17 protein-coding genes are annotated in these 26,769 nt (G+C 71.5%); 15 read left to right on the top strand and 2 right to left on the bottom strand.

The annotated features are described in order from the left end of the window. Positions 1-212: 212 nt before the first annotated feature. Positions 213-2,897 (top strand): ATP-dependent chaperone ClpB, encoded by a 2,685-nt coding sequence (clpB, locus tag JHL17_RS16690; protein WP_200194737.1) that lies wholly within the window; start codon positions 213-215, stop codon positions 2,895-2,897. Between the two features lie 92 nt (positions 2,898-2,989). On the opposite strand, the gene JHL17_RS16685 is transcribed toward clpB, so the two are convergent. Further along, on the bottom strand, positions 2,990-3,679 hold the full coding sequence (locus JHL17_RS16685) for a hypothetical protein (RefSeq protein WP_247893600.1): 690 nt from the start codon (positions 3,677-3,679) through the stop codon (positions 2,990-2,992). A gap of 370 nt (positions 3,680-4,049) precedes the next feature. Between JHL17_RS16685 and JHL17_RS16680 the strand changes: the two genes are divergently transcribed. Genes JHL17_RS16680 through JHL17_RS16665 form a run of 4 tightly spaced genes read left to right on the top strand, consistent with a single transcriptional unit; the run spans position 4,050 to position 7,488 of the window. Continuing rightward, positions 4,050-4,835, top strand: a complete 786-nt coding sequence (locus tag JHL17_RS16680) for an SDR family oxidoreductase (RefSeq protein ID WP_200194736.1) — start codon at positions 4,050-4,052, stop codon at positions 4,833-4,835. 24 nt (positions 4,836-4,859) lie between these two features. Next, positions 4,860-6,224 (top strand): aminodeoxychorismate synthase component I, encoded by a 1,365-nt coding sequence (pabB, locus tag JHL17_RS16675; RefSeq protein ID WP_200194734.1) that lies wholly within the window; start codon positions 4,860-4,862, stop codon positions 6,222-6,224. After that, complete coding sequence (locus JHL17_RS16670; protein WP_200194733.1) at positions 6,221-7,027, top strand: aminotransferase class IV; 807 nt, start codon at positions 6,221-6,223, stop codon at positions 7,025-7,027. Before pabB ends, JHL17_RS16670 begins: the two co-directional genes overlap by 4 nt. Positions 7,028-7,044: 17 nt before the next feature. Then, complete coding sequence (locus tag JHL17_RS16665; protein ID WP_200194732.1) at positions 7,045-7,488, top strand: hypothetical protein; 444 nt, start codon at positions 7,045-7,047, stop codon at positions 7,486-7,488. Between the two features lie 19 nt (positions 7,489-7,507). Here JHL17_RS16665 and JHL17_RS16660 read toward each other — a convergent pair whose 3' ends face one another. Further along, positions 7,508-9,130: a caspase family protein gene (locus tag JHL17_RS16660; protein WP_247893599.1), complete on the bottom strand. Its 1,623-nt coding sequence runs from the start codon at positions 9,128-9,130 to the stop codon at positions 7,508-7,510. Between the two features lie 235 nt (positions 9,131-9,365). Between JHL17_RS16660 and JHL17_RS16655 the strand changes: the two genes are divergently transcribed. From JHL17_RS16655 to JHL17_RS16610, 10 genes are all read left to right on the top strand, one after another. Next, positions 9,366-10,169 (top strand): DUF3482 domain-containing protein, encoded by an 804-nt coding sequence (locus JHL17_RS16655; RefSeq protein ID WP_200194731.1) that lies wholly within the window; start codon positions 9,366-9,368, stop codon positions 10,167-10,169. Positions 10,170-10,244: 75 nt separating this feature from the next. After that, positions 10,245-13,760 carry a caspase family protein gene (locus tag JHL17_RS16650; RefSeq protein WP_200194729.1) on the top strand — a complete coding sequence of 1,172 codons (3,516 nt, stop codon included), beginning with the start codon at positions 10,245-10,247 and terminating at the stop codon, positions 13,758-13,760. 165 nt (positions 13,761-13,925) lie between these two features. After that, the gene (gene tssL / locus JHL17_RS16645) at positions 13,926-15,314 is read left to right on the top strand and encodes a type VI secretion system protein TssL, long form (RefSeq protein WP_200194728.1); all 1,389 of its coding nucleotides are present in this window, start codon (positions 13,926-13,928) and stop codon (positions 15,312-15,314) included. An 82-nt stretch (positions 15,315-15,396) separates the two neighbouring features. Further along, complete coding sequence (tssM, locus tag JHL17_RS16640) at positions 15,397-18,906, top strand: type VI secretion system membrane subunit TssM (protein ID WP_200194727.1); 3,510 nt, start codon at positions 15,397-15,399, stop codon at positions 18,904-18,906. After that, positions 18,888-19,520: a type VI secretion system-associated protein TagF gene (tagF, locus tag JHL17_RS16635; protein WP_200194726.1), complete on the top strand. Its 633-nt coding sequence runs from the start codon at positions 18,888-18,890 to the stop codon at positions 19,518-19,520. Before tssM ends, tagF begins: the two co-directional genes overlap by 19 nt. Continuing rightward, the gene (locus JHL17_RS16630; protein WP_200194725.1) at positions 19,520-21,583 is read left to right on the top strand and encodes a type VI secretion system Vgr family protein; all 2,064 of its coding nucleotides are present in this window, start codon (positions 19,520-19,522) and stop codon (positions 21,581-21,583) included. The genes tagF and JHL17_RS16630 overlap by 1 nt, the downstream gene beginning before the upstream one ends. An 8-nt stretch (positions 21,584-21,591) precedes the next feature. After that, entirely contained in the window at positions 21,592-22,212 is a 621-nt protein-coding gene (locus tag JHL17_RS16625) for a DUF4123 domain-containing protein (RefSeq protein ID WP_247893598.1), read from the top strand. 31 nt (positions 22,213-22,243) lie between these two features. After that, positions 22,244-22,534, top strand: a complete 291-nt coding sequence (locus JHL17_RS16620; RefSeq protein ID WP_200194722.1) for a PAAR domain-containing protein — start codon at positions 22,244-22,246, stop codon at positions 22,532-22,534. Between the two features lie 44 nt (positions 22,535-22,578). Further along, positions 22,579-24,336 (top strand): type VI secretion system-associated FHA domain protein TagH, encoded by a 1,758-nt coding sequence (gene tagH / locus JHL17_RS16615; protein ID WP_200194720.1) that lies wholly within the window; start codon positions 22,579-22,581, stop codon positions 24,334-24,336. 47 nt (positions 24,337-24,383) lie between these two features. Continuing rightward, positions 24,384-26,762, top strand: coding sequence for a serine/threonine-protein kinase (locus tag JHL17_RS16610; RefSeq protein WP_200194718.1), 2,379 nt, complete (start codon positions 24,384-24,386; stop codon positions 26,760-26,762). Positions 26,763-26,769 lie beyond the last annotated feature (7 nt).

Raw genomic sequence — 26,769 nt, 5'->3', positions numbered from 1 at the left:
GTTGCCACGGGTCAGGAACGGGCGGTCGTCCAAAAGCTGCAGGCATCGGGCGAAGGCCGCGCTTGTCACCGCTTTCCGGTGCCCCTCTTGATCGTCGCATTTCCGTTAACCATTTACCCATCAGGCACCGGGCGGTCGCGCATTTCGCGGATCGCGGAGGCGCCGTCCCGCGCCGGATGACTGGGCGGGAGACCATGGAAACGGAGTGCCGGATGGACTTCGGTCAATTCACCGATCGTGCGCGCGGCGTCATTCAGGCCGCCCAGATCGCCGCCCTTGCCGAGCGGCATCAACAGCTTCTCCCCGAACATCTGCTGAAGGCCCTGATCGACGAGGGCAGCGGCGTGGCGGCGCGCCTGGTGCGCGACACCGGCGGCGACCCCGATCTGCTGAAGTCCGCGACCGAGGAACAGCTCTCGCGCGCTCCGGTCCAGGCCGGTGCCGCCGAAGGCCCGCAGCCGCTCTACATGTCGCCGGCCCTGGCCGCCGTGCTGCAGGGCGCCGTCTCCTCGGCGCGCAGCGGTGGCGACCGCTTCGTCACCGCCGAACGGCTGCTGGAGAGCCTCGCCCGCCAGAGCGGTCCGCTGCGCGCCCTGTTCCGCCGCGCCGGCGTCGATGCCGACGCGCTGGCCGCCGCCGCCGATGCCCAGCGCAAGGACCATCCCGCCGACGCCGAGACCGAGACGACCGCCGGCGAGGCGCTGGCCCGCTACACCCGCGACCTGACGGAAGAGGCGCGGCAGGGCCGGCTCGACCCGGTCATCGGCCGCGACGACGAGATCCGCCGCACCATCCAGGTGCTGGCGCGGCGCACCAAGAACAACCCCGTGCTGATCGGCGATCCCGGCGTCGGCAAGACCGCCGTGGTCGAGGGGCTGGCCCAGCGTCTGGCCTCCGGCGACGTGCCGGAAGGGCTGAAGGACCGGCGCGTCCTGGCGCTCGACCTCACCGCGCTGCTGGCCGGCGCCAAGTTCCGCGGCGAGTTCGAGGAGCGGTTGAAGTCGGTGCTGTCCGAGGTGCAGGAGGCCAACGGCCGCATCATCCTGTTCATCGACGAGCTGCACACCCTGATCGGCGCCGGCCGTACCGACGGGGCGATGGACGCCGCCAACATGCTGAAGCCCGCGCTGGCGCGTGGCGAGCTGCGCTGCGTCGGCGCCACCACGCCGGACGAGTACCGCAAATACATCGAGAAGGACGCGGCGCTGGCCCGCCGCTTCCAGCCGGTGACGGTGGACGAGCCGTCGGCCGACGACGCGGTGTCGATCCTGCGCGGCATCAAGAGCAAGTACGAGGTGCACCACGGCGTGCGCATCGCCGACGCGGCGGTGGTCGCGGCGGTGAGCCTGTCGGCGCGCTATATCGGCGACCGCCGGCTGCCCGACAAGGCGATCGACCTCGTCGACGAGGCGGCGAGCCGCCTGCGCATGGCGATCGACAGCAAACCGGAGGCGCTCGACGCCGTCGACCGCCGCGTCGCTCAGCTCAAGATCGAGCGCGAGGCTCTGAAGGCCGAGCCGGACGCCGCCTCGCAGGAACGCCTGCAGGTCCTGGAAGGCGAGCTGGCCGAGGCGGAAGCCCGCCAGTCCTCGATGGAGGAGGAGTGGCGCGCCTCGCAGTCCCGCCGCACCGAGGGCCGCCGCCTGAAGGAGGAACTGGACCAGGCCCGCACCAAGCTGGAGCGCGCCCAGCGCGACGGCGACTGGGCCAAGGCCGGCGAGCTGGCCTATGGCGTGGTGCCCGACCTGGAGAAGCGTCTGGCCGATGCCGAATCGCGGGCCAGCGCCGAGCGTGACGAGGTGACGGCCAAGGACATCGGCGCCGTCGTCACCCGCTGGACCGGCATTCCGGTCGAGCGGATGCTGGAGGGCGAGCGCCAGCGGCTGAAAGGCATGGAGGACAAGCTGGCCGAGCGCGTCGTCGGCCAGAAGGAGGCGGTGCGCGCGGTGTCCAAGGCGGTGCGGCGGGCCCGCGCCGGGCTGAAGGACCCCAGCCGCCCGACCGGCTCCTTCCTGTTCCTCGGTCCGACCGGCGTCGGCAAGACCGAGCTGGCCAAGGCGCTGGCCTCCTTCCTGTTCGACGACGAGACGGCGATCACCCGGCTCGACATGTCGGAGTACATGGAGAAGCACGCGGTCAGCCGGATGATCGGCTCGCCCCCGGGCTATGTCGGCTACGACGACGGCGGCTCGCTGGCGGAACGCATCCGCCGCCGGCCCTATCAGGTCGTGCTGCTGGACGAGGTGGAGAAGGCGCATCCCGACGTGCTGAACGTCCTCTTGCAGGCGCTCGACGACGGGCGGCTGACCGACGGGCAGGGCCGGACCGCCGATTTCCGCCACGCCATCCTCATCATGACCTCCAACCTGGGGGCCGAGGCGCTGAGCGCCCTGGGTGACGACGAGGACATGGCCGGCGCGTCGGTCGAGGTGATGGACGCGGTGCGCAAGGCCTTCCGGCCGGAGTTCCTCAACCGGCTGGACGATGTCCTGATCTTCCGCCGGCTGGGCCGGGACCAGATGTCGCGGATCGTCGACATCCAGCTCGCCCGCGTCAACGAGCGGCTGGCCGAGCGCGGCGTCACCCTGGCGGCGGATGCGGCGGCCAAGCGGCGGCTCGGCGACCTCGGCTGGGATCCCGCCTTCGGCGCCCGTCCGCTGAAGCGGGCGATCCAGGGGCTGGTCGAGGATCCGATCGCCGAGCGCCTGCTCGACGAGGAGATCGAGGGCAAGGCCACGATGACCCTGTCGGTGGTCGACGGCCGGCTGGCGCTGGACGGCGTGGTGGTCGAGGAGGACCGGCCGCACGGCTTCAAGGCGCCGGAACGTCCGCCGCTCGGCTTTTCCCTGCCGCCGGTGGCGAGTTCCGCCGCCGGCCGGGAGGCGTCGGTCCACTGACGGCGGCGCGGTAACGGAAAGGCTTCGGATGCTCCGGTATCCGAAGCCTTTTTCCTATGCGGCCAGTCCGCTCCGATTGATCCGTCGCGCCGTCACCATTTGGACTTCAGGCGCTTGGCCCCGTCGCTCGACCAGATGATGGCGACGGCGTCCACCACCAGTTCCGCATTCGCCTTCTCGGTCTGCTTCCACTCGCCGCACAGCATCATGATCGAGGCGATCGCGCACACGCAGCCGCCGCGTGCCCCCTGGATCAGGCTGGTGCAGACATTCTCCTTCGGGCTGTCCTTGCGGAAGGATTTGCGGATCGACCAGATGCGGTCGGCGATGAAGGGCAGGCCGGCGGTAAAGACGCTGACCGCCTTGATCGCCGTGTTGTTTTCCTTGCGGTCGATGACGTAGGTCAGGTTGGCCTTGCACTTGCTGCAACTGCAGGGATAGCCGTTGCTGCGCGTGGCGGCGGTGCGGAGGTCGTGCAGGGCGAAGATGCCGTTCGCGGTGATGCCGATGGCCAGCGCCACCAGCCACGGCCCCAGTGCCGCCCCCAGCGGGAACAGGGCGATCGAGCCGATCCCGACGCTGACGCTGGTGGTCGCCACCCCGCTGAGCGCGGTGACGCCGGTCTGCAGGCCGCTCTGGGCACCGCCGATCAGCGCCATCTTGGAATATTTCGCCAGCTTGGTCCGTGTTTCGCTGAAGGGCTCGAAACTGTCGGCGGCCGGTGCGTTGGTGGCGAACATCGTCGCCAGTTCGCGAAGCTTGTCGGGAGGAGGAAGCGGCATGGCCGGACCTTTCGCAGTGGGACGGCTTGCGAGGCCGATCTGCAAGAAAGTGGTATCCAGGCAACAATCGGCCGGCAAGCGCCGGTCGTATCAAGTGCGAGGTGATGGCGCCTTCGGCCCCCTCTCCCCCCGGGGAGAGGGGCGGGGTGAGGGGGATGCACCGCGTGCCTTCCCAAAAATCCTCGCCGCGCGACCCCCTCACCCTAACCCTCTCCCCGGGGGGAGAGGGGATTCTTCCCGCGTAGAAGACGTGGGCACCACGGAGAGGGCGTCTGTCGCCATTTTGCGAAGCTCCAGCCTGCCATCGAGGGTGCCAATGGCTCCGCCGCTCTGCTACATCTCGGCGGCGCCGCAACAGCCGGGGGCAGAGATGACCGCGACCATCCCACCATATCTGACGACCTTCTCGCTGGCCGGGCAGGTGGCGCTCGTGACCGGATCGGGGCGCGGGCTGGGACTGGAGATCGCGCGGGCGCTGGCCGGATCGGGCGCGCATGTGCTGCTGAACGGCCGCGACGCCGCGACGCTGGAGGCCCGTGTCGCCGAGATCGAGGCCGCCGGCGGATCGGCGTCGGCGCTGCCCTTCGACGTGTCCGACCGGGCGGCGCTGCGGGATGCCTTCCTGCGTATCGAACGGGACCATGGCCGGCTCGACGTGCTGGTCCAGAATGTCGGCCAGCGCAACCGCAAGCCTCTGGTCGACCTGACGGACGACGAGATCACCGGCCTGCTCGACGTCGATCTGGCCTCCAGCCTCATCCTGGCGCGGGAGGCGGCGCGGCTGATGCTGCCGCGCGGCCGGGGCCGGCTGATCGCCGTCACCTCGGTCGCCGGGCAGATCGCGCGGGCCAACGACAGCGTCTATGCCGCGGCGAAATCCGGGCTCAACGGCATGGTGCGGGCGTTGGCCGCCGAGTACGGCCCGCAGGGCCTGACCAGCAACGCCATCGCCCCCGGCTTCTTCGCGACCGAAACGAACGCGGCGATCACCGGCGATCCGCAGCGCTCGGCCTATTTCGCCAAGCGCACGCCGCTGGGACGCTGGGGGCGGTCGGACGAGATCGCCGGGGCCGCGGTGTTCCTGGCCTCGCCGGCGGCGTCCTATGTCAACGGTCACGTCTTGGTCGTCGATGGCGGCGCCACCATCTTGATGTAAGCCGCCGGCCCCGACTCCACCGCCATGCTGACCATCCCCATCTCCTGCGGCGATCCCGCCGCCCTGTTCCGACCCTGGAGCGCCGAGCCCTGGGCGATGCTGCTCGACAGCGCGGCGCCCCATCCGCGAAATGGCCGATATTCTTATATCGTTGCGGAACCGGTTCAAACCGTCGAGGCGATCGGCGGCCAGACGCTGATCGATGGCCGCCCGGCCGCCGGCAGCCCCTTCGACGCGCTGGAACGGCTGCTCGCCACCCGTTCGCTTCCATCCGACGGCCCGGTTCCCTTCACCGGAGGGGCCGTCGGCTTCATCGGTTACGAAGCCGGAACGTCTTTGGAGGGGCTGCGCTCCCGCCATGGCAATCCGGGCGGCCAGCCGGACTTCGCCTTCGGCCTCTACGATGTCGTCGCCGCTTTCGACCGGCAGCAGCGCCAAGCCTGGGTCATCGCCGCCCGCCCGGAAGCGGAGGACCGCGCCCGGCAGATGGCCGCGCGGCTATCCGTTCCGCCTCCGGAACAATCGGCCGGGCCGGCGCCGCTGCGCTGGCGGTCGGAGCTGGCGCGCCCCGACTATCTCGACCGGGTCGGGCGGGTGTTGGAGTATATCCGGGCCGGCGACATCTATCAGGCCAACTTCACCCAGCGCTTCCTGGCCGATACCGGCGGGGTCATCGACGCCTATGCGCTGTACGAGCGGCTGCGCCGTCTCAGCCCGGCGCCCTTCGCCGCCTTCCTGAACTGCGGTCCGCGGTTGCGGCTGGCCGGGGCGTCGCCGGAGCGCTTCATCCGGCTGGGCGCCGACCGGACCATCGAGACCCGGCCGATCAAGGGCACCCGCCCGCGTCATGCCGATCCGGAGGCCGACGCGGCTGCGGCGGCGGAGCTGTCGGCCAGCATCAAGGACCGGGCGGAAAACCTGATGATCACCGACCTGCTGCGCAACGATCTGGCGCGGGTGTCGGAAATCGGCAGCGTCAAGGTGCCGGTGCTGTTCGGGCTGGAGAGCTTCGCCAGCGTCCATCACCTCGTTTCGGTGGTCACCGCGCGCCTTCTGCCGGGGTTGGGGCCGGTCGATCTGCTGCGCGCCGCCTGCCCCGGCGGCTCGATCACCGGCGCGCCCAAGATCCGGGCGATGCAAATCATCGACGAGCTGGAGGTGGCGCGCCGCGGCGCCTATTGCGGGTCGGTGGCCTGGATCGGCTTCGACGGCGCCATGGACAGCAACATCGTCATCCGCACCCTGTCGGTGACGCCGGACGCGGTGATCGCCCAGGCCGGCGGCGGCATCGTCGCCGATTCCGATCCGGCGGACGAGCATGAGGAAATGCTGGTCAAGGCCCGCGCCCAGCTGCGCGCGGCCGGAGAACTGGTGGGGGACGTGGAATGACCATCTGGCTGAACGGGCGGCTGATGCCGGCGGCCGAGGCGCGGATCGACCCGGCAGACCGCGGCTTCACGCTCGGCGACGGTCTGTTCGAAACGATCCGGATCAAGGACGGCGTTCCGCGCCACCTGCCGCTCCATCTCGACCGGCTGGGCGCCGGGGTGGGCCTGCTGCGTCTGCCGCTGCCCTACGGTGCCGCGGAACTGGCCGCGGCGATGGCGGCGCTGGTCGAGGCGACCGGCATCGCCGACGGCGTCCTGCGCCTGACCCTGTCGCGCGGCACCGGCGCCCGCGGCGTGCTGCCGCCGGCCGACGCCGAGCCGACCCTGCTGATGACGGCCGCGCCCGTCGCCCATATGACCACGCCGGTGACCGCCGTCATCGCCCGCTGCACCCGCCGCAACGAACATTCGCCGCTGTCGCGGCTGAAGTCGCTGAACTACCTGGACTCCATCCTGGCCCGGCAGGAGGCGGCGGAGCGCGGCGCCGACGAGGCGCTGCTGCTGAACGCCGCCGGACGGCTGGCGGAATCGAGCGTCGCCACCCTGTTCCTGTCCATCGGCGGCCGGCTGCTGACCCCGCCGTTGGCAGACGGCGCCCTTCCCGGCATCCGCCGCGCCCTGGTCCTGGAGCGCCACGGCGCGGAGGAGGCGCCGCTCGGCCCCGACGATCTCGTCCGCGCCGACGAGGTCCTCCTGACCAACAGCCTGGGCCTGCGCCCGCTGGTGACGGTCGACGGCCGCCCGGTCGGCGCCGGCGCCGCCGGTCCGGTGCTGGCCCGGCTGCTGGCCGATGCGGATCTGTGACAACCCGAGGGATGGTGATGATCGAGACGGTGACCTTTCCCGAACTGACCGTGCTCGGCTGCATGGTCGAAGCGAGCCATGAGGATCTGCCGGCCGCGCTCGCTGCGGCCTGGGAGCGCGTGTTCGCTGCCGACGTCGGAACGGCTGCCTTCGCGGCGGTGTCGCTGCCGGAGGAGAACGGGCTGCGTCGCGAACTCGTCGGCTTCATGGCGGCGAAGGCGAGCGAAATCCCGGACGGCATGGTCCGCCTCGATCTCGACGCCGGCCGCTATCTGCGGACGGTGCAGGACGGCCCGCAGGCGGCGATCGCCGGCGGTTTCGCCCGGCTCCGCGCCCATGCCGAGGCGCAAGGCCTGACGCTGTCCGGCATGGCTCTCGATTTCGGCCACCGGCCGGAGCAGCCGGACGGGCGCCATGAGCTTCACCTGGCGCTCGCCCCGCAACTGCCGGCGCTGGCCTGACGGCTGCCGCGCGGCGCCGTCAGCGCGCCGTGCTGTAGACGCCGTGGATGCCGAACTCGACCGGCTGCCCGGCCAGATGGCGGTTCAGCAGGGCGGCGACCTCCGCCGCGGCCGGCTTGCCGTCCAACGCGGCGAGGTCACGCTGCAGCGCCGTCATCGGCTTGGGCGAGGCGATGGCGAGGAAATGGTCGGCACCGAAGGGCGGTTCCACCGTCAGGGCCAGCCGGTAGGGGCCGCCGCGCGGGATCTGCGGCGGGTCCTTGCGGTCCGCCAGCGGGTAGAGGTAATTGACCGTGCCGTCGGCGGCCAGGTTGATCAGGGTGAAGTAGGTGCCGCTGTTGCCGCCGATGGCGAGCGACACCGTTTCGCCCTTGTGGTAGTCGCGGTCGCCCGGCTCCACCGCCAGGGCCAGCGACCGCTCCTGCGCCGCCGCCTTCACCCGCAGCACCAGCGACCATTTGTCGACCACCCCCTGCACCCGCCGGCGGGTTTCCGGCGCCGCCGGGTCGCCGGGGATGCTGGCCAGCACGTCGCCGACGTTGCTGACCACATCGCCGCTGCCGGTGTCCCAGACCAGGGCGGGGCCCTCCTTCCCGACCATCTCGACCCCGGTGAATCCGGCGGCCAGCTTCTTCACCGCCGCCGGCTGGCCCAGGATGCGCAGCGGGATCGGCCCGGCGGCCGGCAGCAGGGAGGGCGGCTTCGGCCGGCTGGCGACCGGGTCGATCAACGGAATCTCGCCACGGCCGCGCGGCTGCACCTGCGGATGCTGCCGCCCTTCCAGTGCCATGCGCACGGCGCTGCGGATATGGGCCTCCAGCTCTCCCTTGGTGACGACGCCGTCGCCGTCGCGGTCGGCCTGCCCGCGCAGCGCGTTGGCGAAGGCCCAGCTCAGCGCGCCGCGCGGCCTGCGGTCGATCATCACCTCCGGCGCCAGCTCGTCGTCGGCCACCGCGGCGAAGAAGGTGACGTTCGGCTGCTCCTCCGCCTCCGCCTGCAGGGCGGCACGGGTGGGCAGGGGCAGGGCGTCGTCCTCGATATGGTCGACCGGCACGCCGTCGATCTTCGCCGCCCGCGTGCCGAGCATGCCGGCGCGGTCGTCGAACGCGCGGGTCATGGTGCCGGAATGGCAGGAATCGGAGATGAAGATCACCCGGCGGGGTGCCGCCTCCTTCATCAGGACGGCGATCTCGTCGTCGGTTAGGCGCTGGGCGGTGCCGGGTCCGCGCGGAGCGAAATCGGCCAGCACCAGGAACTCGTCCAGCCCGTCGGCCTCGCTGCCGGGAACCCGTTCCGGTTGCTGGGCGCCGTGGCCGGCGAAGGTCAGGATCAGCGTCGAGTCGGGCGAAGTGTCGGCGATCAGCTGCCGCCATGCCTTGATGATGCGGCTCCGCTCGGCCTCGCCGTCGATGAACAGGAGCAGCTTCCTGACGCCCAGCCCCTTCAGGGCGTCGGCGATGTCGCGGGCATCGTTGACCGCGCCCTGAAGCGGATTGACCTGCGTATAGCGGTCGATCCCGATCACCAGGGCCCCGATCTCCGCCCGCGCCGGGCTTGCCGCCAGCATCGGAGCCGCCCCGGCACCCGCGACACCGGCGAGAGCCGCCGCCATCATCGCCAGTCGTCGCAAATCTGCAAACATTGCACTCCCCCAACGATACCGAGCCGCATAGACGATAGACAGAGGGTAATAGATAAAAGGCTTCGCGAATTGGTAGTAATGCCCCCTTCCGTCGCGGTTGTTACTATGGCAGCTTTACAGCCGGCTCCGAACCGTCGAACTGCCATGACCGCTGTGGGGGTGGCGCGGATCGTTACGGTTTCGGATCTGGAACGCAAGAATCCTTTCGACAGAAAAGCAAACGGGAACTCAGGTCATGCGAAGCAACCGTACCAGGGCAAGCCTCGTCTCCATCACCATCTTCGCCATGGCGCTCACCGGCTGCGTCACCACGCAGCAGGACCGCATCGGTGCCAATGACGGGTCCGACGCTTGCTACCAGTACCGCGTCGCGCTCGACTCGACCGGCAACTACTATGCCGAGGACATGCTGAAGGGCGCCGCCATCGGTGCCGGCGTCGGCGCGCTGACCGGTGCGGTTGCCGGCGGCAACGTGAAGAGCGCGCTGATCGGCGCCGCGGCCGGTGCTGCGATCGGCACGCTCGGCGGTTACTGGAACTCCCGCATGCAGCAGGGCCGCGACCAGGCGATCCTGGGCGTGATGAACGACCTCGACACCGAGAACCAGAACCTGAACCGCACCCAGGTGGCGCTCGACCAGCTGGTGAACTGCCGCCGCGCCGAGATCTCGCGGATCAAGGCCGACTACAAGGCGAACCGCATCGCCAAGCCGGAGGCCGAGCAGCGCCTCGCCCGCATCCGCGCCCAGCTGGACAAGGATTACGAGATCGCCAGCAGCATCAACCAGAACATCGTCAAGCGCCGCGACGAGTATCTGGTTGCCGCCGACAACATCGAGCCGGGTTCGGCCGAGAAGATCCGCACCAAGACCGTGGCCAAGGCGCAGACCAAGAAGAAGCAGGCCAAGCAGAGCACCGGCCAGGCGTCGCAGGTGGTCCAGCGCACCAACACCGCCTTCGAGACGTCGGAGCGCATCAACGCTGCCACCAACAGCATCCAGCAGATCGCCCAGAAGGAAGCTACCCTCGACGCCGTCTGAGGCGCTATCTGATCAGGACCAGTCCGGCCGCGGGCTCCATGGGTTTCCCCATGGGACCCCTGGCCGGAAGACACAGTGCAAGCGGAACGGATGATGGCCGGCTGTCTCTCTCGCCCGAACGCGCGACTTCGGCGCGGCACTCCCGCAGCGGTTTTCCTGCGGGCATTCCTCGGCATCCTGCTGGGTTCGCTCCAGGCCTTTGCCGGGGCCGCGCTGGCGGGAGACGCATCGACCGGCGCCTTCCTGCGGATCGAGACCGGCGGGCACACCGCCCGCGTCAACCGGCTGGCCACCGATGCCGGGGGCCGGCTGATCGCCACCGTTTCCAACGACAAGACCCTGCGCCTGTGGGCCCGCGACAGCGGCGAGCCTCTCGGCGTGCTGCGCGTGCCGATGGAGACGGGGGACGAGGGGGCGCTCTATGCCGTCGCCCTGTCCGCCGACGGCTCGCTGGCCGTGGCGGCGGGAAACACCGGGTCGAGCTGGGGCGATGGCGTCACGCTCTACTTGTTCGACGTGAAGGCGCAGCGGCTGAAGGCCCGGCTTCCCGGCCAGCCGCAGGTGCTGAACGACCTCGCCATCTCTCCCGATGGGCGGTTCGTCGCCGGGGCCTTCGGCGGCACCGCCGGCATCCGGGTGTGGGACAGCGGCAGCTTCAAGCTGGTCGCCGAGGATACGGGCTACGAGGCTCGGGTGTCCGCACTGGCCTTCGCTCCCGACGGCCGGCTCGCCACCGCCTCCTTCGACGGCAACGTCCGCCTCTATGACGCCGCCTTCAAGCCGAAGCTCAAGCGCAAGCCGGGCAGCGGACTGCCCTATTCGGTTTCTTTCTCGCCCGACGGCACGCTGCTGGCCGTCGGCTATGCCGACCAGACCCGGGTCGACGTGCTGTCCGGCACCGACCTGAAGACGCGCTGGTCGCCCAAGACCACCGGCATCGCCGGCGGCAGCTTCGCCGCCGTCGCCTGGGACGGCACCGCGCTGGTCGCCGCCGGCACCGCCACGCAGGACGGCAAGCGCAATGTGGTGCGCCGCTGGGCCGATGCGGGCAAGGGCGCCTTCGCCGACATCGCCGCGGCGCGCGATTCCGTGACGCATCTGCTGGCCCTGCCGGGCGGCGGGGTGGCCTTCGCCGCTGCCGATCCCGGCTGGGGAGAGATTGATTCCGCCGGCCGGCTGCAATTCGCCCGCATGGGCGACGTCGCCGACTACCGCGACATCCATCTCGGCCGCTTCGGCCTGTCCGACGACGGGCTGGTGCTGGAATTCGGCATGGAGCAGGGCGGCCGCCGGCCGATGCGCTTTGACGTGCTGGCCCGCAGCCTGACCACCGCGCCCGATCCGCTGCCCGGCCTGAACCGTCCGACCGCCGATGGGCCGGGGATCGGTGTCGCCGACTGGCGCAACACCCGCACGCCCAAGGTCAACGGCCAGCCGGTGAAGCTGGACAGCGGCGAATGGGCGCGCAGCGTCACCGTGCTGGGGGCACAGCGCCGCGTCCTGCTGGGCGGCGAGTTCAGCCTGCGCCTGCTCGATTCCGCCGGGGCCGAGCTTGCCCGCGCCGAGGTGCCGGCGGCGGTGTGGGGCGTCGTCGCCTCCGCCGACGGCCGGGTCGCCGTGGCGGCGCTGGGCGACGGCACGCTGCGCTGGTACGCCCTGTCGGGCGGCGCCCGCCCGCTGGAGGAGCTGGCGGCGCTGTTCCCGCACCGCGACGGCCGCCGCTGGGTGCTGTGGACGCCGGAGGCCTTCTTCGACCATTCCGAGAGCGGCGGCGAGACCCTGGTCGGCTTCCACCTGAACGACCCGAAGAAGAAGGGCAGCCAGTGGGTGGAGTTCAAGCAGGTCTACCGCGTGTTCGACGCCCCCGAACTGGTGCGCGACAAGCTGCGCCAGACCGGGCAAGCGGAGATCGCGGCACGCCTGTCCGCCATCGGTGACATCCGCCTGCTGACCCAGCGCCGCCCGCAGGTGACCCTGCTGGACTATTGCACCGTGCCCGCGGCATCCCGCGGCTTGGCGCTCGGCACCGGTGCCGCGGAGGCGCAGGCGGGGAGCCAGGCCGCTCCAGCCGCTCCTGCCGCCGCCGTTCCGGCACCGGCTCCCGCGACGCCGTCCGCACCGGCTTCCGTCTCGGCCGATGCCGAAACCTGCCATCCGCTGGACATGACCCCGGTCAGCCGCGCCTTTGCCCGGGCCAAGGAGCCCGCACCGCAGCCGGCGCCGGCGAAAATGGCCGTGCCGGCGCCGCCGAAGCCGGCCTCGCAGGGCGGGGCGCAGGGCGGCGTGCAGGCCGCGAATCAGGCCGACGGCAAGGGCGGTCCGCAGCAGACCGATCTGGATGTCGCGGCGGAGGAGCCGCGCCTGACCGTCGCCCTGCCGGAGGGGATCGGCGCGGTCCGCCTGCGCTACCGCCTGGCCGACACCGGCGGCGGCATCGGGTCGGTCGACCTGTTCCGTAACGGCCGCAACGTCAGCGGCCAGGACAAGTCCCGCGCCTTTGCCCGTGCCAAGGAGCCGGCGCCCGCCGCCCAGGCCGTCACGCCGCCGGCTCCCCAGCCGGCGGCGCAGGCCGCCGCACAGCCGCAGCCGCAATCGCCGGCGGACGGTTCCAAGGACCAGCCCCCGGCACCCCCGGAGGAGCGCGTCAGCACCGTCCGGCTCGACCCCGGCAGCAACCGCGTGCAGATCCGCGCCTACAACGGGTCCGACGCGATCTACGAACGCTCGGCGCTGGTCGATTTCGTCCTGCCCAAGCCGGCCGAGGTCGCCGACGGTGCGCCGCAGGACAAGGGGCAGCGGGCCGCATCGTCGGCGCCGCGGCTGATCACCTTCGTCGTCGGCATCGACAAGTACCGGCCGGCGGGGACGCAGCTGCGCTTCGCCCGCGCCGACGCCACCTCCTTCGCCGAGGCGCTGCGCGGCCGCATTCCCGTCGGCTACGACCGGGAACAGTCGCTGGCGCTGTCCACCACGCTCTATGACGAGCAGGCGAGCCGGGACGCCGTCGTGTCCGGGCTGGAGGCGCTGGCCGCCAACGCGCGCGAGGACGATACCGTCGTCCTCTACCTCGCCGGTCACGGCGTGATCGTGCCGTCGCCGAAGGATCCGTCGGTCAAGCTCTACCATTTCATCACCCAGGACGTGACCGCCGCCACCCCCGAGGCGATCTTCCGCGAAGGGCTGTCGGAGAAGGACCTGAACCGGCTGGTCAGCGCCATTTCCGCCCGCAACGTGCTGGTGATGCTCGACACCTGCCATTCGGGCGCGGTGTCGGCCGGCACGGTCGACAAGCTGTACCAGGACATGGGGCAGCGCTACCTGCTGGCCGCCTCGTCGGAGCAGGAGGAGGCGCTGGACAGCTACGACGGCCGCAACGGCATCTTCGCCCATGCGGTGCTGGAGGGGCTGAAGGGCAAGGCCCTGCTGCCGGGGGACGAGGCGATCTACAACCTGACGCTCGGCCAATACGTGAACCGCGCGGTCCCGCGTCTGGCGCGGGAGAAGAAGTGGCACCAGTCCGCCATCTTCAAGACCGGCGGCAACGAGCTGAACCCCTTCCCGCTGGCGGCGCCGCAGGCTGCACAGCAATAACGCCGGCTTGGCGGCGTTCGGAGGTGCCGGGGCATATGACCTATCGTGGTTCATCCCCCGGAATCCTCGCCGAAAAATGGCTAGATTAACGTCGGTTGGTTCGTTCAAAGTGCTGGGAAAGGACGGCCGGACCGCTTCCGGAACGGCGCGTGGATTGGGGTGGACATGGAAGGCGGCGATGAGTTCGGCGGCAAGCCCGGACCGGAGACGGAACGCACGGTTCTGATGCCGACGCCGGGCGGCCGGCGGTCGGCCGCATCCGGAGGGTCGGCCGGCGGGGATCCGTCGGCGCCGCGGGTGGAAGCGGTCGGGGTTCCCGGGCCGGCGCTCGCCGGCATCTTCGCCGCGCGCTCGCCGCTGGCCGCCGCCGCCTCGCCGGTGCTGCTGCTGGCGGCCCGGCTGAACGACGTGACCGAGGTGCCCGACCTCGAATCGCTGCGCCAGCGGGTGATCTCGGCCCTGCGCGACTTCCAGCATTGGGTGACGAAGTCCGGGCTGGACTCGGCGACCCAGGCGACGGCGCATTACGCGCTCTGCGCGCTGATCGACGACATCGTGCTGAATTCGCCCTGGGGCAGCCAGAGCTCCTGGACGCGTCAGAACGTCACCAGCATGTTCCACAAGAACGTGGTCGGCGGCGATCAGTTCTATGACCGGCTCGCCTCGGCCCGCCAGGATCCGGGCAAATACGGCGACCTGCTGGAGCTGATGTATCTCTGCCTGTCGCTGGGCTTCCGCGGCCGCTACCGCGTCGCCGGCCGCCAGGACAGCGAGCATGCCCGCATCCGCGAGGACGTCTACAACATCCTGGTCAAGCACCGCGGCTACGCCGACCGCATCCTCTGCCCGAACGCCGCGGCGCTGGCGATGGACTACCGTCCGCCGCGCAGCTCGCTGCCGGTCTGGGTGACCGGGGCCGGCACGGCGCTGTTCCTGCTGCTGCTGTTCCTGGGCCTCAGCTTCCTGCTGAACGGCGCGTCGGACCGTTTGTTCGCCGGCATGGGCGGCCTGCCGCCGCATGGCGGCGTGGTGATCGAGACGCCGCCGCCGGTCAAGCTGGCCGAAGCCGCCCCGCCGCCGCCGCAGATCGCCCCGCCGCCCCCGCCGCAGACCACCCAGGTCCAGCGCGTGCGCAAGTTCCTGGAGCCGGAGATCGCCGAAGGGCTGGTCGAGGTGACGGAGGACGCGCTGTCGGTCACCGTGCGCATGCGCGGCAACAACTTGTTCGCCAGCGGCAGCGCCAGCCTGAACGACAAGGTGCGGGCATCGGTCCTGCGCGTCGGCCGCGCCGTGGCGGAGGAGCCGGGGGCGGTGCTGATCACCGGCCACACCGACAACGTGCCGATGACCGGCGGCGGGCGGCTGCGCTTCCCGTCGAACTGGCACCTGTCGAAGGCGCGCGCCGAATCGGTGATGGCGGAATTCGATCCGCTGTTCGCCGACAAGTCCCGCATGAAGGCGGAGGGCAAGGCCGACACCGAGCCGGTCGCCCCCAACGACACCGCCGAAGGCCGCGCGGCGAACCGCCGGATCGACATCATCCTCAAGAAGTGAGCGGATCCGCCCCCTTGGGGGCGGTGCCGGCGGCCGAAGACGAGATCGCGGCCGAAGAAAGATCAGGGACAGGGGTATCGGAATGAGTCGGCTGACCGCCATCTTGCTCTCCCGCGCAGTGCTGGGCTTCATCGGTGCGGTGATCGCGGCGGCGCTGATCGCGCTGCTGGCGCCGCTGGCCGGGCTGGAGATGCCCTGGCTGGCGGTCGCCGCCGCGGTTCCCTTCCCGATCCTGGTCGTCGTGCTGCTGCTGCTGAAGCGGCGTGACGCCAAGGCCGAGGAGCGGATGACGGCGGAACTGACCGGCGGCACCGACGCGGCCCGCATGGCGGCGATGGACCAGGCCGACGAGGTCGCCGGCCTGCGCAAGACCTTCGCCGAATCTCTCGCCCTGCTGAAGGCCGGGCGCAAGCAGCGCGGCCTGGGCGACGGCTATCTCTACGGCACCCCCTGGTACGTCATCATCGGCCCGCCCGGCGCCGGCAAGACCACGGCGCTGCTGAAGAGCGGCCTGAACTTCCCGCTGGCCGAGCAGACCGGCGGCAGGCCGCTGAAGGGCGTCGGCGGCACCCGCCAGTGCGACTGGTGGTTCGCCGACGAGGCGATCTTCCTCGACACCGCCGGCCGCTACACCACCCAGGACAGCCACGAGGCGGTCGACCAGACCGGCTGGGGCGCTTTCCTGAAGCTGCTGAAGGACGCGCGCTCGCGCCAGCCGATCAACGGCGTGCTGGTGGCGATGGCCGTCCCCGACCTCGCCGCCGCCGGGCCGGAGGAGCGGGCGCAGCATGCCGCCGCCATCCGCCGCCGCCTGCGCGAGCTGTACGAGACCCTGAAGGTCAAGGCGCCGGTCTACCTGCTGCTGACCAAGGCCGATTTGATCGCCGGCTTCAACGAGTTCTTCCACGACCTGAACCGCGACGAGCGCCGGCAGATCGTCGGCGTCACCCTGCCGGCGGCCGAAAGCGAGCTGGGCGACGCCGGCATGGCGACGCTGGGCAGCGAACTCGACGGCATCGCCGGCCGGCTCTCGGCCCGCGCCGTCGACCGCATCCAGCAGGAACATGCGCAGGAACGCCGCGGCGCCATCTTCGCCTTCCCGTCGCAGCTCGCCTCGCTGAAGGAACCGCTGCTCGACTTCGTCGCCGCCGCCTTCAAGGCCAACCGCTACGAGCCGGCGCTGCGGCTGCGCGGCGTCTATTTCACCAGCGGCACCCAGGAAGGCACGCAGATCGACCGGCTGATCGGCGGGCTGGCCGAGAGCTTCGGCCTGCCGGCGGCCCCCTTCCGCGGCGGCGCCGTCGCCGCCGGGCAGCAGCGCAGCTATTTCCTCGGCGGCCTGCTGAACGACCTGGTGTTCCGCGAAGCCAACATGGTCGGCTTCGACCCGGCGGCGGAGCGGCGCCGCGTCTGGATCCCGCGCATCGCCTACAGCCTGTTCGGCCTGGTCACCGTCGCCGCCACCGCCGTCTGGGTCGCCAGCTATCTCGGCAACGCCGGGCTGATCGACCGCGAACAGCAGGCGGTCGACGCCTATCGTCCGAAGGCGGAGGCGCTGGCCGCCGGAACCGTCGCCGACGACGACATCCGCCGCGTCCTGCCGGTGCTGAACGAGCTGCGTGCCCTGCCGGCCGGCCACGACACGCTGGCGCTGAAGCAGAAGCTGGCCCTCGATTTCGGCCTCTACCAGGGCGACAAGCTGGAGGAGGCCGGCGACGGTCTCTACCGCCGCGCGGTCAACGGGCTGCTGGTGCCGCGGCTTCTGGTGCGGGTGCAGCGCGACCTGCGCGACCGGCTGACCGCCGACGACGCCCCGGCGGTGGAGGCGCTGCTGCGCCTCTACCTCATGCTGGGCGGCGCCGGTCCGGTCAACGGCGACGAGGTCAAGGCCTGGACCGCCGGCTGGCTGCGCCGCGTTTCGCCGCCGGCCGGCGAGGACGAGACCAAGGCGGTCCTCGGCCACATCGATGCCGGGCTGGGCGCCCCCGCCGGCCTGCCCAAGGCCAATCTGGACGCCGAGCTGGTCCGGCAGTCGCGCGAGGTGCTGGCGCGCACGCCGCTGGCCGCCCGCGCCTATGCCGCCGTCCGCGACGGCGAGGCGGCGCGCAAGCTGCCGGACTGGCGCCCGTCGGACCAGGCCGGGCCGGAAGGCGACCGGGTGTTCCGCCGCTCCTCCGGCGCGCGGTTCAGCGACGGCGTTCCGGGTTTCTATACGTTGCAGGGCTTCACCACCGTGATGCTGCCGGGGCTGCCGGCGGCGACGCGGACGGTGCGCGACCTCAGCTGGCTGCTCGGCCCGCCGCGCGGCGAGGAGGCCGGGCCGGAGCTGGAGACGGCGGCGCTGACGCTGTACCTGCGCGACTATGCCGGGCGCTGGGACGCGTTGCTGAACGACATCACCCTGGTGCCGGCGGCCAACCCGCAGGCGCTGTCCGAAGAGGTCAACATCCTGTCCGGCCGCAGTTCCCCATTGCAGAAGCTGCTGGCCGCGGTGGCGACCGAGACGACTCTGCAGCGCCTGCCGGAGGCGCCGGCCGGCACTCCGCCGGCCGTCGCCGCCGTCGCCGCGGCGGCGGCCGACAGCGGCGTCGCCAAGCTGGTCACCCAGATGGTCGACGACCGCTTCCGTCCGCTGAACGACTTCACCCGCAACAGCGGCAACGCCCGGCTGGAGGAGCTGCTGCGCCAGCTCGAGGGCGTGCATTCCGTGCTGGCCCGGCTGTCGCTGGGCTCGGGCGGCGGGCAGAAGCTGTTCGATCTGGCGGCCAACGGCGGCGGCGAGGTCTTCCAGAAGCTCTCCACCGACGTCGCCTATTACCCGCAGCCGGTGCGCCGCTGGACCGAGGAGCTGGTGGAGCAGGGGACGGCGCGGACGCTGAGCGGCGCGCGCTCGCAGATCAATGCCGAATGGCAGAGCACGGTGCTGCCCTGGTGCCGCCGCGCGCTCGACAACCGCTACCCCTTCGTCCGGGGGGCCTCGGCCGATGTCGGGATGGATGATTTCGCCCGGCTCTTCGCGCCCGGCGGGCTGATCGACGGCTTCTTCGCCAACCGGCTGCGCCCCTTCGTCGACACGACCAAGGAGCCCTGGCGCTGGCAGCCGTCGGCCGCCGAGCTCGGCATTCCCGCCGCGGTCCTGCCGGCCTTCCAGCATGCGGCGATGATCCGCGACGCCTTCTTCCCCGATGGCGGCCGCGCCCCCTCGCTGCGCTTCGAACTGCGCCCGACCTATCTCGGTCCGGGGGTGGAGCAGGTCGATCTCGACATCGACGGCCAGCGGCTGACCTTCGCCCGCAACGCCACGCTGGCGCAGGGGCTGCAATGGCCGAAGCCGGGCGGGGCGGGCGACCTGCGCGTCACCTTCACCGGCCTGCCGACCGAACCGCCGGAGATGACCCAGCGCACCGGAAGCTGGGCGTGGTTCCGCACGCTGGACGCCAACCGCGGCCGCAAGGGGGCGGTGCCCGACCGCATCCCGCTCAGCTTCGGTGCCGCCGGCAAGTCGGCCGGTTTCGACGTGCGGATGACCAGCGCCGTCAATCCCTTCTCGATCCGCGACATCAAGGACTTCCGATGCCCGGACAGTCTGTGATGGGACAGCCTGTGATGGCGCAGCCGGTGACGGGAACCGCCGGCTGTTTCGGCAAGCTGCCGGCGCGCGGCGACTTCCTGCTGCGCGGGCTGCCGCGCAGCTTCGCCGATCCCTGGCACGAGTGGCTGCTCGACGGGCTGCAGGCCAGCCGCGCCGCGCTCGGCGAGGCTTGGCTCGACCGCTACCTCAACGCGCCGATCTGGCGCTTCGCGCTGGAAGCCGGGGTCTGCGGGCCGCAGGCGGCGGCCGGCGTGATGATGCCCAGCGTCGACAAGGCGGGACGGCATTTCCCGCTGACCCTGGTCGCCCTGCTCGATCCCGGCTCCGGTGTCGCTGGCCTGGAGGCGGACGGTGCGTGGTTCGAGGCGGCCGAGGATCTGGCCCTGTCCGTCCTGACCCACACGCTGGACGTCGAGGCCTTCGTCGGTTCCGTCGCCGCCCTGTCGGTGCCGCAACCCGTTTCGCCGGGGGGCGGCGCGGAGGCCGCCTCCGGCTGCCGCTGGTGGACGCTGGGCGGCGAAGGCGTGGCGGAGCAGGGCTTCGCCGCCGCCGCCCTGCCGTCCGCCGCGCGCTTCGCCGATTTCCTGACCGGCCATGCCGGGGAGAGTGCCTGATGCAGTTCGTCCAGGACGATCGCCTGCTGTCGCTGGAAACCCCGGCCGGTCCCGATGTGCTGCTGGTGGAGCGGGTGCAGGGGCGCGAGGCGCTGTCCAGCCCCTTCCTCTACCGCGTCGACGCGCTGGGGCCGATCGAGCCGCTGGCGCCGGAGGTCATCGTCGGCAACGGCGTCAACATCGGCTTCCGCCAGCCCGACGGCGAGCGGCTCTACGTCAACGGCATCGCCCGCTCGCTCGGCGTCGGCGTTCCGGTGGGACGCGACCAGCGCTACTACACGATCGAGGTGGTGCCCTGGCTGTCGCTGCTGTCCTACACCAGCGACTGCCGCATCTTCCACAGCCTGGGCGGCGGCGGGCCGATGGCGGCGCCGAAGATCGTCGAGACGGTCTTCCAGGAATTCGGCTTCTCCAACTTCGAATTCCGCAGCCTCACCGGCAATTACCAGCCGCGCGAATACTGCGTGCAGTACAACGAGACCTATTTCGACTTCATCAGCCGGCTGCTGGAAGAGGAAGGGATCTATTACTACTTCGCGCATGAGCGCGACCGCCACAAGCTGATCCTGTCCGACAGCGCCGCCGGCTATGCCAAGCTGTCGCCGGCCACCCTGCGCTTCAACCCCAGCGGCCAGTATGCCGACCAGATCGAGCGCTGGGAGCGGGTCTATTCCATCGCGTCGGGGCGCTGGGCCAGCAAGGATTACGATTTCCAGGCGCCGCGCACCCCGCTCGACAGCGGCGAGGCGTCGGTCGCCAAGGTGCCGGTCTCCACCAAATACGAGCTGTTCGAATATCCCGGCCGCTATGCCGCGCGCGACGCCGGCTCCGCGCTCGCCCGCCGCCGGATGGAGACGGAGGAGCGCGGGCTGGAGGGGGTGCGCGGCGTCGGCGCCTGCCGCGGCCTGCATCCCGGCATGACCTTCGCCCTGACCGACCACCCGACGGCGACGGAGAACAACCAGCCCGTCGTGGTGGCCGAGCTGGAGTTCGACGCCTGCAACGAGGGTTTCCTGCCCGGCGACAAGCGCAAGGCCTCCTACGGCAACAGCTTCCACGCCCTGCCGGCGAAGTCGGTGGTGCGGCCGGCGCGGCGCACGCCCAAGCCGTCGGTGCGCGGCATCCAGACCGCCTTCGTCGTCGGCCCGGCGGGGGAGGAGATCTACACCGACAAGTTCGGCCGCATCATGGTGCAGTTCCATTGGGACCGCCGCGGCCGGTCGGACGAGAAGAGCTCCTGCTGGATCCGGGTGGCGCAGAGCTGGGCCGGGCACCAGTGGGGCATGCAGACGGTGCCGCGCGTCGGCATGGAGGTGCTGGTCGATTTCGTCGACGGCGATCCCGACCGGCCGATGGTGATCGGCGTCGTCAACAACGCCGACGCGCTGCCGACCTACGCCCTGCCCGAACACAAGACCCGCTCCGGCATCAAGACGCGCAGCTCGCCCGGCGGGCGCGGCTACAACGAGATCCGCTTCGAGGACAAGGCCGGCAAGGAACAGGTCTTCCTCCATGCCCAGCGCGATTACGACCTGCGCATCGGCCATGACAGCCGGACTTCCGTCGCCTCGGGGCAGCATGTGAACGTCGCCGGCGGCCTGTGGGAATGGGTGGGCAAGAACCACCACGCCACGGTGGACGGCGACCATGTCGAATCCGTCGGCGGCGGCGTGTCGCGCACGGTCGGCGTCGACCTGCACGACAAGATCGGCACCAACTACGCCGTCCATGCCGGAGCCAACCTGTGCCTGGAGGCCGGCGCCTCGCTGACCCTGAAGGTCGGCGGCAACTTCATCACCCTCAGCCCGGCCGGCATCGCCATGAACGGCACCCTGGTGCTGATCAACAGCGGCGGCGCGGCCAACGGGCTGAGTGCCTCGCCGGCCACGCCGGCCAAGCCGTCGCCGGCCGACAAGGACAAGGGCGGGACGATCCCGGCGCCGCCGAAGGCGAAGCTGCCGCGCCCGGCGCAAAGTCACACCCCGAAGGTGGCGTCCCAGGCCATGGTGATGCGCAACGCCGCCGCATCCAACACGACGCTCTGCGAGATCTGCCAGACATGAGCCCGGCGATGACAGACCCTTTCCCCCGCCGCGCCCCGCAGGAGGTGATCGCCCGGCTCGCCCATCACCTGTGGCCGCAAGGTGCCCCCTATGGGGGACCGGAGCGGGACGGGCGGGCGCTCTACATGATCGTCGACGCCGCGCGCGACCCCGGCCTCTATCCCGGCCTGCTGGCGCGGGAGGAGGAGACCGAGATGCGCGCCCTCTACCAGGGCGACACGGCGAGCGACCTGGCGGAGGTTGCGCCCTATCTGGTCCAGCTGCCGCGCGGCAGCGCCGTCGCCGACTGGCTGGTCGGGGAGGGCTGGGGCCGCGGCTGGGGCGTCCTGCTGCAGGCCGACGGCGACATCGACGCGGTGCGCCGCCACCTGCGCAAGTTCACCATCGTCAATGACGGGAAGGGGACGACCTACCTGTTCCGCTTCTACGACCCGGTGGTCCTCGGCAGCTTCCTGCCGATCAGCGACGCCGCCCAGCGCGCCGCGCTGTTCGGACCCGGCATCCGCTTCCTGGTGGAGGATGCGGGCGCCGACGCGCTTGTCCTGTTCGAAGCGGTGGACGGCGACCTGCGCCGCGTCGAGGTTCCCCTCGGCGCCGTCGCGGGTGCCGATCCGGCCGCCGCCCGCTGACCCCGACCCCCTAAGCCGGAGGAGACCGCCGATGCCGCCCGCCGCCCGCCTGACCGACATGCACACCTGTCCGATGACGACCGGCCCGGTGCCGCATGTCGGCGGGCCGATCGTCAGCCCCGGCGTGCCGACGGTCATCATCGAATTCCTGCCGGCGGCGGTGGTGACCGACATGTGCGTCTGCGCCGGCCCGCCGGACGTGATCGTGAAGGGGTCGGCGAACGTGATGGTCGGCGGCCGGCCGGCGGCGCGTCTGGGCGACCAGACCGCCCATGGCGGGGTGATCGTGACCGGGGCGCCGACGGTGGTGATCGGCGGCTGACGAGCCGGGCATTGGGTCGGGATGGTGGGGCTGGAGAGCGTGGAATGCTGAAGCTGAGGATCGTGTCGGACCATCGGGCGTCGCTGGGCGGCAATGCCGAGAAGACGCTGTATGGCGGCGACCTCACCGTCGGGCGGGGCGGGGAGAACGGCTGGATCCTGCCCGATCCCGACCTGCTGCTGTCGCGCCAGCACTGCATCTTCGAAGAGGCCGGCTCCGGCTACCGGGTGATCGACACCAGCACCAACGGCGTCTTCCTCAACGGGTCCGACCAGCCGCTCGGCCGCAACGTCCCGGCGCCGCTGAAGTCCGGCGACCGCATTCGCGTCGGCCGCTTCATCATCGAGGCGGTGGTGGAATCGCCGGGCGCGCCCAGCTTCACCGAGATCACCGGCTCCTTCGCGCTGGGCGGCAGAACCGCCGGTTCCGATCTGGGCGGTTCCGATCTTTTCGCTCCATCGCCGTCGCGCGAGGCCGCGGCTCCGGACCAGTTCGACGAGCTGTTCGACGGGCCGGCCTCCCGTCCCTTCGAGGATCTGCCCCTGCGTGCGGACAGGGAGCCGTTCGATGCCTGGACCGCGTCCAGCAGCGGTTCGGCAGCGCGCGAACGGGCCGACGACTGGCGTTTCGGCGCGGTCGACGATCATTCCGATCCGCTGAACCAGGCGCTGTCGATCGGGGTGTCCTTCTCGGCCCCGGCCCCCTCGCTCGCCGAACCGCCGCGTCAGGCCGTCGGCGGCATCCCCGACGACTGGGACGACGAGCTGTTCGGCACGCCGCAGCCGGCATCCCCGGCGATCCCCTCTCCGGCCGCCCCGATTCCTCCGGCATCCTTCGCCCCGCAGCCCACTGCCCAGCCGTCCGCTGCCCAGCCGTTGCCGGACGACTGGAACATCGACGAGACCCTGCCCGATCCGGGGGTGACGGAGCCGCCGGTCGAGCGCCCATCTGCCATTCTACCGGCCATGCCGCCGGCTGTCGCTCCGCTGCCCGTCGAGCCGTCCTATGCGGCTTTCCAGCAGCCCGTTCGGCCGATCGACCATGTCCCGCTGCCGGACGATTCGGTCATCGCCCCGCGTCCGGTATCGGTCGCGACGCTTCCTCCGGTGCCGGCCCCGGTTCCGCCGATGCCGGTTTCGGCACCGGCCGCCCCGCCGTTCGCCGCGCCCGTCACGGCGCCGGCGCCCGATGCCGGTGCGGCCGTCGCCGCCTTCTATGAGGGCTTCGGCGCGGCGCTGCCCCCCGACGGATTGCCCGATCCCACGGCCATGATGCGTAGCCTGGGCGAGGCGCTGCGGGTCAGCCTCGGGGCGCTGCACGGCTCCCTGCGGGCGCGGTCGCGCTTCAAGGACGAGTTCCACCTGGAACAGACCAGCTTCCGGCCGTCGGGGGAAAACCCGCTGAAGCGCTGCGAGACGCTGGACGAGGCGGTCTCGGTTCTGGCCAACCCGCGCCTGCGCGGCTTCCTGCCGATGGCCGACGCGGTGCGGGAAGCGGCGGACGACGTGCAGGTCCATCACCTCGCCTATGCCGCCGCGCTGCAGACCGCGCTGAAGCAGGTGGTCGCCAAGTTCGACCCCGGCGCGCTCAGCCAGCGGCTGGAGACGCGGCTTCTCGACAGCATCGTCCCCGGTGCGCGCAAGGCCCGCTACTGGGACCAGTACGAGGCCCTCTACAAGGATCTGGTGGTCGAGCTGGAGGAGGATTTCGACCGCGTCGTCGGCGACGCCATCGCCCGCGAATATGACCGCTTCGTGCGCCGGGATGCCGGCGACGGTCCGGACGGCCAGAAGCCCGACTGACCCGCCCCGCCGCCGCACCAACCCCGAACCGGACCGATCCTCATCCCATGGCCCAGCCCCCCACCCAGTTCCCCGGCGACAGCCACGAGCCCACCGCCCTGCCGCCGGCCGCGACCGCGGGGCCGGCCGACGGCGGTCTGGCGAATCCCGGGACCGGCGGCGGGACCGACATGGAGGCCACCCGCCTGACGACCCCGCCGGCCGCCGGTTCTCAAGGCGCCGCCTCTCAGGCTCCGGTATCCTCCGTTCCCCCCTCTTCCGTCTCGGGCGTCGGGGCGTCGGGACCGCGGGGCGTTCCGGACCCGATCGGGCCGGGCACGCTGCTGAGCCACACCTATCTGGTCGAGGGACTGATCGCCCGCGGCGGCATGGGCGAGGTGCATCGCGCCCGCCATGTCGACATGGACACCTGGCATGCGGTGAAGGTGATCCGGCCGGAACTGGCGCAGGACGCCAAGATGGTCGAGCTGCTGCGGCGCGAGGCGGCGGCGCTGCGCGAGATCCGGCACGAGGCGGTGGTGTCCTACGACGGCGTCTTCCGCGACGAATACGGCCGCCTCCTGCTGTCGATGGAATTCCTCGACGGCCCGTCGCTGCTGGCGGTGCTGCAGGGCGGGGCGCTGGACGCGGCCTCGGTCGCCATCCTGCTCGACCGCATCGCCTCCGGCCTGGCGGCGGCGCACCAGCGCGGCATCGTCCACCGCGACATGTCGACCGACAACGTCATCCTGCCCGGCCGCGAGATCGCCAACGCCAAGATCATCGATTTCGGCATCGCCAAGCAGACCGCCGGCGGGGCGGGGACCGTCATCGGCGACGCCTTCGCCGGCAAATACGGCTATGCCTCGCCCGAGCAGTTCGGGCTGTTCGGCGGACAGGTCGGGCCGCAGTCCGACATCTACAGCGCCGGCCTGGTGCTGGCCGCGGCGGCGCTCGGCCATCCGCTCGACATGGGCCGCACGCCGCAGGCGATGATCGAGCGGCGCATGGCGGTGCCGGACCTGTCGGCCCTGGACGAGCCGCTGCGCGGCGTCCTCTGCTCGATGCTCGAACCGGACCCGCAGACCCGGGTCAAGACCATGGCGGAGCTGGTCGGTGCCCTCACCCGGCGTCCGGCCGAGATCACGCCCTTCGAGATCACGTCCTTTCCGGCGGCGAAGCCGGAGGCCGGGGCGAAGCCCGTCGCGACCACGGCTGCGCAGCCGGGTTTGAAAGAGGCCGCTGCGGGCGGGAAGGCCGCGGACCGGCCGAAGAAGGCGCCGGTCGGCCTGATCGCCGGCGGTGTCGGCGGTCTGGCGGCGGCCGGCGTGGCCGGCTTCCTGCTGTTCGGCCAGTCCCAGCCGCCTGCGCCGTCCGCGCCGTCGACGCAGGCCTCCGCTCCCGCCACCATGACCGGAACGGCGACGGCTCCGGCCACCCCCGCTTCCGTCGCCCCGCCGCCGTCGGCCATGACGACGGCGCCGCTCGGCACCTCGGCTCCCGCCACCCAGCTCGCATCGACGGCGGTGCCGGCGTCCACACCGGCCGCCGATGCTGCGGCCAAGGCCGATGCCGCCCCGGTCAAGCCGCCGTCCGAGCCGGCTTCCCCGCCGCCGGCCACCCCCGCGGTTCAGGTCGCTCCCTCCCAGAACACGGCGCCCCAGAACACGTCGCCTCAAACCGCGGTTCCCACACCCGTCCAGCCGCAGCCGCAGGCGCAGGTCGTGCCGGCATCCGTTCCCGCGGCCCCCCCGGTGCCGCGCCTGACGCCGGCCGAGGCGCGCAAGGCGGTCGAGGCGGCGGCGGGCGGCTTCGCCTGCGCCGGGGTCAAGGCGGCGGAGGCCGGCAACGGGGTGAAGGTCGGCGGCTATGTTGGCAGCGACGAGGATGCCCGCGTCCTGAAGGCGGCGCTGACCGCCCTGCCGGCCGGCATCGACGTCGATGCCCAGGTCGCCGTGCGTCCCTGGCCGCTGTGCGAGGCGCTGGGCGTCGCCGGGCTGCCGGCACGGGCCGAGGGGCAGGGAGCGAATGCGCTGGGGCTCGGCTTCAACCGGCCGTCGATGGTCTACCGCAAGGGCGAGAAGCTGGAGGTCACGGTGACCGCCGGGACGGCGGGCTACCTGACCGTCGACTACATCGACATGGAAGGCAACGCGATCCACATGGTGCCGATGCGCCTGCGCCGCGACGACCGGCTGGAAGCCGGCCGCCCCGTCACGCTCGGCGTCGCCAGATCGGCGAGCGACCGCGTCTACACCATCGCTCCGCCCTATGGCGCGGCGATGATCCTGGCGCTGGTGACGCGCGACCCGCTGTTCCCCGCCGACCGGGAGGAGGTGGAGCCGGCCGGCGCCTATCTGGCGAGCCTGCGCACCGCGCTGGCGCAGGCGGAGGCGAAGGGCGGCGTGGTCGCCCAGTCCGCCTTCTTCACCACCGTCGCAGAATAGGCCGCCC

The organism is Azospirillum endophyticum (genome assembly GCF_016595245.1).
GTDB lineage: Bacteria > Pseudomonadota > Alphaproteobacteria > Azospirillales > Azospirillaceae > Azospirillum > Azospirillum endophyticum.
The sequence above is the reverse complement of the archived record's forward strand: the minus strand, read 5'-3'. Positions and strand labels throughout refer to the sequence as shown.

Bases quoted from the DNA above. Each gene is read 5' to 3' on its own strand.
- tagF (WP_200194726.1), top strand. From the start codon at position 18,888: ATGCCCGGACAGTCTGTGATGGGACAGCCTGTGATGGCGCAGCCGGTG.
- JHL17_RS16625 (WP_247893598.1), top strand. From the start codon at position 21,592: ATGACAGACCCTTTCCCCCGCCGCGCCCCGCAGGAGGTGATCGCCCGG.
- JHL17_RS16660 (WP_247893599.1), bottom strand. From the start codon at position 9,130: ATGTTTGCAGATTTGCGACGACTGGCGATGATGGCGGCGGCTCTCGCC.
- JHL17_RS16680 (WP_200194736.1), top strand. From the start codon at position 4,050: ATGACCGCGACCATCCCACCATATCTGACGACCTTCTCGCTGGCCGGG.
- JHL17_RS16655 (WP_200194731.1), top strand. From the start codon at position 9,366: ATGCGAAGCAACCGTACCAGGGCAAGCCTCGTCTCCATCACCATCTTC.
- tssM (WP_200194727.1), top strand. From the start codon at position 15,397: ATGAGTCGGCTGACCGCCATCTTGCTCTCCCGCGCAGTGCTGGGCTTC.
- tagH (WP_200194720.1), top strand. From the start codon at position 22,579: ATGCTGAAGCTGAGGATCGTGTCGGACCATCGGGCGTCGCTGGGCGGC.
- JHL17_RS16610 (WP_200194718.1), top strand. From the start codon at position 24,384: ATGGCCCAGCCCCCCACCCAGTTCCCCGGCGACAGCCACGAGCCCACC.
- tssL (WP_200194728.1), top strand. From the start codon at position 13,926: ATGGAAGGCGGCGATGAGTTCGGCGGCAAGCCCGGACCGGAGACGGAA.
- clpB (WP_200194737.1), top strand. From the start codon at position 213: ATGGACTTCGGTCAATTCACCGATCGTGCGCGCGGCGTCATTCAGGCC.
- JHL17_RS16620 (WP_200194722.1), top strand. From the start codon at position 22,244: ATGCCGCCCGCCGCCCGCCTGACCGACATGCACACCTGTCCGATGACG.
- JHL17_RS16665 (WP_200194732.1), top strand. From the start codon at position 7,045: ATGATCGAGACGGTGACCTTTCCCGAACTGACCGTGCTCGGCTGCATG.
- pabB (WP_200194734.1), top strand. From the start codon at position 4,860: ATGCTGACCATCCCCATCTCCTGCGGCGATCCCGCCGCCCTGTTCCGA.
- JHL17_RS16685 (WP_247893600.1), bottom strand. From the start codon at position 3,679: ATGCCGCTTCCTCCTCCCGACAAGCTTCGCGAACTGGCGACGATGTTC.
- JHL17_RS16670 (WP_200194733.1), top strand. From the start codon at position 6,221: ATGACCATCTGGCTGAACGGGCGGCTGATGCCGGCGGCCGAGGCGCGG.
- JHL17_RS16630 (WP_200194725.1), top strand. From the start codon at position 19,520: ATGCAGTTCGTCCAGGACGATCGCCTGCTGTCGCTGGAAACCCCGGCC.